Raw genomic sequence first — 1,880 nt, 5'->3', positions numbered from 1 at the left:
TATAGAAGGTAAGGAGATTAAAAAGGTAATTGTGGTACCTGGAAAATTGGTTAATTTTGTGGTAACTTGATTTATGATCGGGAAGTTATGTACAACTTCCCTACTATCATAACCATCAGGATACCAATCAAGAAATTAATCTAAATTAATCAACTGAATATCCTGTTTTTTCGTAATATTAGTAATCACTTTCTTTAGGCTAAACATATTAATAATTATCTATAAAATCATAAATTTAATTAGTCACGAAAAAAATAAAAACTTTTTTATTATACTCCTGGTTTCTTGCTTTCTCCTAGTTTTAATAAGCAATACCATAGCCCCTGTATGGACGCTTGTAAGGCGGATGTAACCCCAATACAATATCTTCTTGAGCAATACCCATTTCAATTAATTCTTGACCGACATCAATATCAGTAGCGTTATGCTGAAGCCAAATTTTGCCATCTTTGATATCGAAATGTAAAACAGTATAGTAAATTCATTCCAACCCTTTCCAACTAACTCGCATAAGTTGATAATGATTCCGTATGGGGTCAAAAAATAGTTCGTTTTCTACATCTTCGTTGCGAAATGTTGATTGACCATACTTTTCTAATAGGGTTTAAATGTAGGTTCGATAAAGCTCTAACTTATCCATTGGACAATCTCCTCTGTTGCAGGTTCATATAGCAGGGAATAGGAAACAGGGAACAGTAGGAAAAACATTTCCCTCTCTAAGCTTTATCATGTGAATATCTACAGGAAATTTAAGGTTTTTCAAGCTTTTAAGCCTTCTTTCTTTTTCCTTCTTCCTTCTTCCTTCTTCAAATGACTATTTATTGAGAACATTACAAATTAATTTACCAGCACCATTAGGTTTAAATTTAACAATCTTACCATTTTTTTGTATTTTTTCTTCAGTGCGACAGTTATAAATTTCCAATGGTTTTCTCCTACCATTAATACTAACTTCTGCTCGATATTCCCAATAGTTTTTAGCACTGCGCTTAATATTGAGAATACAAATTTTATTGCCGTTATAGTTACGACAAAAAGATGCTGCTGCGGGGGGTGTAACAGCAAAAAAGAATATTAATAAAAAAATTGACAAAATAATGTATTTCGACATTTTTAAAGATGTTATTTATTTTCTGAACTGTTATTTTCTGAATTAGCGATCGCACGGAAGTCAAAAGTTAAAAGTCAAAAGTTAAAAAGTCAGATTTTATCAGCTCAAAACTTTATATTATACATTGAAGAAGGAGACAGGAGACAGGAGACAGGAGACAGGAGGAAAATTACATGGGGATTCGCTCCCCCAAGTAATTTTGAACACGACCGTTGACGGTGGGGTATTAAACCCACAAAGAAAATGATAATTTCAGCAAATTATTTCACATTTAAAGTTGGAAACTATTTGTGACATCTTTAAAGTGAATTAGTATATATATACCAGCACGCACTGTTATATCTACAAAATAAAAAATCAGGACTTACCCATGAGGTACGAAAAACTAGGATTTGAGATTGCTTTCCATTTCAGACTACTCCGCAAACCCTGTCATTTCAGTTATCAGTTGTCAGTCGCTTCAGACAAAAATACATTGTAGCTGCGTAATATCATGTTCGGACGGGTCAGTTATAAATAAAATTTAAGGACTCCGGGTATCGACAGTACCAAACAAATACTGAAATTATCAATACTATTCCTCCAATATTTACTCCTGACTCCTGACTCCTAACAACAGTTATTTATAACTAATTATCCGAACATGATATAATATCATGTCCGGATAATTAGTTATAAAAAAACTTTCTCCTTCAACTCCACTTCTTCTTTCTTCCCTCCTGAGGACTGACTCCTCCGTAGTTATTTATTTATCACTGTTCAACCGGAC

At 33.1% G+C, this 1,880-nt stretch carries 2 protein-coding genes and 1 pseudogene; 1 reads left to right on the top strand and 2 read right to left on the bottom strand.

Going from position 1 to position 1,880, the window contains the following annotated elements:
* Positions 1-301: 301 nt before the first annotated feature.
* Both F6K13_RS31175 and F6K13_RS31170 read right to left on the bottom strand, forming a co-directional pair.
* A pseudogene (locus tag F6K13_RS31175) lies at positions 302-589 on the bottom strand (XisI protein); the annotation flags it as partial.
* Between the two features lie 225 nt (positions 590-814).
* Positions 815-1,111 carry a hypothetical protein gene (locus F6K13_RS31170; protein WP_124144750.1) on the bottom strand — a complete coding sequence of 99 codons (297 nt, stop codon included), beginning with the start codon at positions 1,109-1,111 and terminating at the stop codon, positions 815-817.
* A 124-nt stretch (positions 1,112-1,235) separates the two neighbouring features.
* Here F6K13_RS31170 and F6K13_RS31165 point away from each other — a divergent pair, with 124 nt between their 5' ends.
* Positions 1,236-1,358 carry a hypothetical protein gene (locus F6K13_RS31165; protein ID WP_275670358.1) on the top strand — a complete coding sequence of 41 codons (123 nt, stop codon included), beginning with the start codon at positions 1,236-1,238 and terminating at the stop codon, positions 1,356-1,358.
* Positions 1,359-1,880: the final 522 nt, after the last annotated feature.

Source organism: Okeania sp. SIO2B9 (genome assembly GCF_010672505.1).
GTDB lineage: Bacteria > Cyanobacteriota > Cyanobacteriia > Cyanobacteriales > Microcoleaceae > Okeania > Okeania hirsuta.
The sequence above is the reverse complement of the archived record's forward strand: the minus strand, read 5'-3'. Positions and strand labels throughout refer to the sequence as shown.

Coding starts and splice junctions, on each gene's coding strand:
- F6K13_RS31170 (WP_124144750.1), bottom strand. CDS start 1,111: ATGTCGAAATACATTATTTTGTCAATTTTTTTATTAATATTCTTTTTT.